The 4,976-nt window shown below is 45.0% G+C and carries 5 protein-coding genes and 1 tRNA gene; 4 read left to right on the forward strand and 2 right to left on the reverse strand.

What is annotated here, in order from left to right; all coding sequences use genetic code 11:
* Positions 1–173: 173 nt before the first annotated feature.
* Positions 174–1,094, reverse strand: a complete 921-nt coding sequence (gene glsB / locus KI743_RS23535; RefSeq protein WP_150869313.1) for a glutaminase B — start codon at positions 1,092–1,094, stop codon at positions 174–176.
* A gap of 169 nt (positions 1,095–1,263) precedes the next feature.
* Entirely contained in the window at positions 1,264–1,983 is a 720-nt protein-coding gene (trmB, locus tag KI743_RS23540; RefSeq protein ID WP_032549858.1) for a tRNA (guanosine(46)-N7)-methyltransferase TrmB, read from the reverse strand.
* Between the two features lie 165 nt (positions 1,984–2,148).
* Here trmB and mutY point away from each other — a divergent pair, with 165 nt between their 5' ends.
* From mutY to KI743_RS23560, 4 genes are all read left to right on the forward strand, one after another.
* Positions 2,149–3,210 carry an A/G-specific adenine glycosylase gene (gene mutY / locus KI743_RS23545; protein WP_285468491.1) on the forward strand — a complete coding sequence of 354 codons (1,062 nt, stop codon included), beginning with the start codon at positions 2,149–2,151 and terminating at the stop codon, positions 3,208–3,210.
* Between the two features lie 28 nt (positions 3,211–3,238).
* Positions 3,239–3,511 (forward strand): oxidative damage protection protein, encoded by a 273-nt coding sequence (locus KI743_RS23550; protein WP_032549860.1) that lies wholly within the window; start codon positions 3,239–3,241, stop codon positions 3,509–3,511.
* Between the two features lie 69 nt (positions 3,512–3,580).
* The gene (gene mltC, locus KI743_RS23555; protein WP_032549861.1) at positions 3,581–4,714 is read left to right on the forward strand and encodes a membrane-bound lytic murein transglycosylase MltC; all 1,134 of its coding nucleotides are present in this window, start codon (positions 3,581–3,583) and stop codon (positions 4,712–4,714) included.
* 103 nt (positions 4,715–4,817) lie between these two features.
* Positions 4,818–4,893 (forward strand) — tRNA-Phe (locus KI743_RS23560).
* The last annotated feature ends 83 nt before the right edge of the window (positions 4,894–4,976 follow it).

The following is a 4,976-nucleotide window of genomic DNA, read 5'->3' on the forward strand; positions in this document are numbered from 1 at the left end:
CCGACTACGCTCCTTCGTCGCTATCGGGAATGACGGTAAATACTGTCACTTGTAATTGAAACACTAGCTTAACTTCGTCATCCCCAAGAACGAGGAACTAGTGAGTTGGGGATCTCTAACCTACACCACAGCGAAGCGCTCTATAGGACGAAGTCCATGCTCGCATCTTTCTTCTAAAAAATAGAACGACCAATACGCTCTGAAAGCAACTCTAATGCCTTAGTACCAGCCAATGAGTTACCAGAAGGATCAAGCTCCGGAGACCACACAGCAATCGTCATTTCGCCCGGTACGATAGCGATAATCCCGCCACCTACACCAGATTTACCCGGCATACCAACGCGATACGCAAATTCACCAGCACCATCATACAAGCCACAAGTCGCAAGCAATGCATTCAACTGTTTCGTTTGAGTTGGAGTAATCACCTGCTTCTGAGTCTGTACTGAAGTGCCTTTGTTCGCTAGATAGCTAAAGGTCTTCGCCAAGTCGACACAAGTCATTTTAAGCGCACAAGCATGGAAGTAGTTGTTCAATACCGGAATCACTTCATTGTCGAAGTTACCAAATGCTCGCATCAAGTAAGCAATCGCCGCATTGCGATCACTGTGCATCATCTCTGAAGCCGCAACGACCTTGTCGTAAACGATATGCGTATCACCAGAAAGCTGACGTACAAACTCCAACAAACGCTGTCTTGGTGCAGATAGACGGCTATGCAATAAATCTGAAACCACGATCGCACCCGCATTGATAAACGGATTGCGCGGAATACCTTGCTCCATCTCTAGCTGAATCATGGAATTAAACGCTTGGCCTGAAGGCTCTTTGCCTACACGCTGCCAGATCTCCTCGGGCTTATAGAGCACCATGGCCAAGGTCAAGCTTAAGGCTTTAGAGATAGATTGAATAGAAAAGGCTTCTTCTGCGTCTCCCGCTTGGATCACCTCACCTTCATTGGTGTAAACGGCAATAGCAAGCTTTTGATTCGAGACTTTGGCTAGAGCCGGAATGTAGTCAGCCACTTTCCCTTGGCCAATTAAAGGGCGAACTTCTTCTAGAATCTCCGCCAAGATAGCTTGTGTCGGTTTCATGCTTGTGTACTTCTGTATTGTTATTCTTGTAGGGCTGGTGTTTCACACCATTGATTTATTCATCAGCTAAGGACAAAAAAGCCAACATTACAACAATGTTGGCTTTTATCAATACTACAAAGTGTAGGGGCAATCGCTCAGTAACTGAGCCGACTCACTTTGCTTTGAATTACTTAGTACGCTTGTACTTAATATCCCATACGCCGTGACCTAAACGGTGACCACGAGCTTCAAACTTAGTTAGCGGGCGCTCATCTGGACGAGGAATGAAATCCCCCTCTTCTGCGATGTTCTCGAAGCCTGGAGCAGCGTTCATTACTTCGATCATGTGCTCTGCGTAGTTTTCCCAGTCAGTCGCCATGTGGAAGATACCAGTTTCAAGGTGTAGCTTCGCGCGAACCATCTCAGCAAACTCGGCTTTAACAATACGACGCTTGTGGTGACGCGCTTTGTGCCATGGGTCTGGGAAGAATAGCTGTAGCGTATGAATGCTGCTATCTGGGATCATGTGCTCGAACACTTCAACCGCATCGTGACACATCACGCGTAAGTTAGTTACGCCAGCGTCGCGTGCAGTACCAAGACACGCACCAACACCAGGGCTGTGAACTTCGATACCTAAGAAGTTTTTCTCTGGTGCGTTCTTCGCCATTTCAACCAGTGATGCACCCATACCAAAGCCGATCTCTAGTACTACAGGGTTATCGTTACCGAAAACTTCTTTCCAATCTAGAAGTTCTGGGTTGTAGTCGATACCCATAGTTGGCCAACACTCGTTCATCGCGTTCTCTTGGCCTTTGGTTAAGCGGCCTTCGCGGCGAACAAAGCTGCGGATCTTACGAACCAGTTTGCCGTCTTCAGTATATTCGTTAGTGGTCACTTCACTCATTGATTTTTGCCTGCACATTGATTAATCAAAGCGGGGATTATCCAAAGAATTGCCGTCTGTGCAAGTCTTTCTGCTGATAAATTCCCACACAATTTGTCTGTTTTACATCCAACCACAAGTGTGGTGCAATTTCGTTTCTAATAATAGCAAAGCAATGAGCAAGTCGTGACTCCTTTCGCATCCGCCATATTAAAGTGGTATGACGCCTATGGGCGTAAAGAACTCCCATGGCAACAAAACAAAACCGCCTACTCCGTTTGGCTCTCTGAGATCATGCTCCAGCAGACGCAAGTCGCTACCGTGATCCCATATTACCAACGATTTCTGGAGCGCTTTCCAACCGTTATCGATCTTGCCAATGCAGAGCAAGATGAAGTGTTACACCTTTGGACCGGCCTTGGTTACTACGCAAGAGCGCGTAATCTACACAAAGCCGCAAAGATTGTTGCCACTGAGTATGGTGGAGAGTTTCCAACCGACATTGAAGAGATGAACGCCCTACCCGGCATTGGACGCTCAACCGCCGCAGCCGTTCTATCATCTGTCTATAAGCAGCCTCATGCGATTTTAGATGGCAACGTCAAACGAACCTTAGCAAGAAGTTTTGCCGTCGAAGGTTGGCCGGGGCAGAAAAAGGTTGAAAATCAGCTTTGGGAGCATGCTGAGTCAAATACTCCCAAACAAGATGTCGATAAGTACAACCAAGCCATGATGGATATGGGCGCTATGGTGTGCACTCGAAGCAAGCCGAAGTGCACGTTATGTCCAATTGTATCTATGTGTGAGGCAAACAAGCTAGACCGTCAGCTCGACTTTCCGGGTAAGAAGCCCAAGAAAGAGAAGCCTGTAAAAGAGACTTGGTTTGTGATTCTTTATCATGACAATCAGGTTTGGTTGGAGCAACGACCGCAATCAGGCATCTGGGGAGGGCTGTTCTGTTTCCCTCAACATGAAAATCAGGAGATTGAACACCAACTCGACATCCGCTCGATTGGCTCAGCTTCTATAGAAAACCAAGAGACTCTAATTGCGTTTAGGCATACCTTTAGCCATTACCACTTAGATATCACCCCTGTCTTAGTAAAATTAGACAAACAACCAGATTTGATAATGGAAGGGACAAAGGGTCTCTGGTATAACTTATCAAAACCTGAAGAGATAGGCTTAGCTGCTCCTGTTAAGCAGCTATTAGAAAGCCTAACCTTTGAATTAAACGATCACGTTTAAACAGACGAATACGACAAGAGGAACCATTATGAGCCGCACTGTATTTTGTGCTCGCCTACAGAAAGATGCTGAAGGCTTAGATTTTCAACTTTACCCAGGTGACTTAGGTAAGCGTATTTTCGACAATATTTCTAAAGAAGCATGGGCACTATGGCAAAGCAAGCAGACCATGCTTATCAATGAAAAGAAGCTAAACATGATGGATCCTGAGCACAGAAAACTGCTTGAGACAGAAATGGTTAACTTCCTTTTCGAAGGTAAAGATGTCGTGATTGATGGCTACACACCACCAAGCGAATAAGACATTTATTTACACCAAGTTTAATGACATCATGGTTCGCGCTGTGATGTCATTTTTGTATGAGGACCTATGAAAAAGCTGAGTTACTTCCTAGCGGCTATGCTACTTACCGGTTGTAGCCGAGAGTTCATTGAGAGCATTTATGACGTCAATTATGAACCGACCAACCGTTTTGCAGGTAACCTTGCGGAGCTACCGGGTCAATTCGAGAAAGATACAGGCGCACTCGATGCCCTCATCAATAGCTTCTCGGGTAACATCCAAAAACGTTGGGGCAGCAATGAAGTAAAGATTGCAGGTAAAAGTAACTATGTGAAATACATAGATAATTACTTGAGTCGTTCAGAAGTAAACTTCTCAAAAGGTCTAATTACCGTCGAAACCGTTTCATCGACAGAGCCGAAAAAGCATCTAAAAGATGCGATCATGACAACCTTGTTGACACCCGATGATCCAGCAAGTGTCGATCTATTCTCCTCTAAAAGCATCAAGCTGGAAGGCCAACCGTTCCTCTATAACCAAGTTGTTGATCAAGACAAAAAGCCTATTCAATGGACTTGGCGTGCCAATCGATTTGCTGACTACTTAATAGCAAACAACCTAAAAACGAAGAACGTCGACTTTAAAAAAGCCTATTACGTTGAGATCCCAATGGTGGCCGATCACGCGAGTAAGCGAAGCTATAAATACGCAGACATCGTTCAGCGTGCTTCAAAGCGCTATGACATCCCAGAAGATCTTATCTACGCCATCATCAAAACTGAGAGTAGCTTTAACCCCTACGCCGTTAGTTGGGCTAACGCCTATGGTTTGATGCAGGTCGTCCCTAAAACAGCTGGCCGCGATGTCTTTAAGCTGGTGAAAAATAAATCGGGTGAACCTAGCCCTGAATATTTATTTAATCCAGAAAACAACATTGATGCAGGTACTGCGTATTTCTACATCCTTAAAAATCGCTACCTAAAAGACGTTCAACACCCGACCACCTTGGAGTACAGCATGATTTCTGCGTACAACGGAGGCACAGGAGGAGTGTTAAATACCTTTAGTCGCGATAGAAAGCGCGCAATGAATGACCTTAACTCTTTGCAACCGAATCAAGTTTATTGGGCATTAACCAAAAAGCATCCCAACAAAGAATCGCGTAGATACTTAGAAAAAGTAACAAAATTCAAAAAAGAGTTTAACCAAGGCAAAACCTAACCCTCACTTTTGAATAAAAAAACAACTAACGAACGTTTTTTTTAATTATTTTGAAAAAAGGTGTTGACGGTTATGCAGAAAATCCGTTTAATAGCGCTCCGTTGCCCGGATAGCTCAGTCGGTAGAGCAGAGGATTGAAAATCCTCGTGTCGGTGGTTCGATTCCGCCTCCGGGCACCACAATTTGATTTGTTGGTGTCAGCGCTTTTTAACAGGAAGCATTAGCACGGACAAAAGCACAAAGAATATTAGTGTGCCGACTT

Origin of the sequence: Vibrio sp. D420a (assembly GCF_030248625.1) — a bacterium.
GTDB classification, from domain to species: Bacteria; Pseudomonadota; Gammaproteobacteria; order Enterobacterales; family Vibrionaceae; genus Vibrio; species Vibrio fortis_A.

Bases quoted from the DNA above. Each gene is read 5' to 3' on its own strand.
- mltC (WP_032549861.1), top strand. From the start codon at position 3,581: ATGAAAAAGCTGAGTTACTTCCTAGCGGCTATGCTACTTACCGGTTGT.
- glsB (WP_150869313.1), bottom strand. From the start codon at position 1,094: ATGAAACCGACACAAGCTATCTTGGCGGAGATTCTAGAAGAAGTTCGC.
- trmB (WP_032549858.1), bottom strand. From the start codon at position 1,983: ATGAGTGAAGTGACCACTAACGAATATACTGAAGACGGCAAACTGGTT.
- KI743_RS23550 (WP_032549860.1), top strand. From the start codon at position 3,239: ATGAGCCGCACTGTATTTTGTGCTCGCCTACAGAAAGATGCTGAAGGC.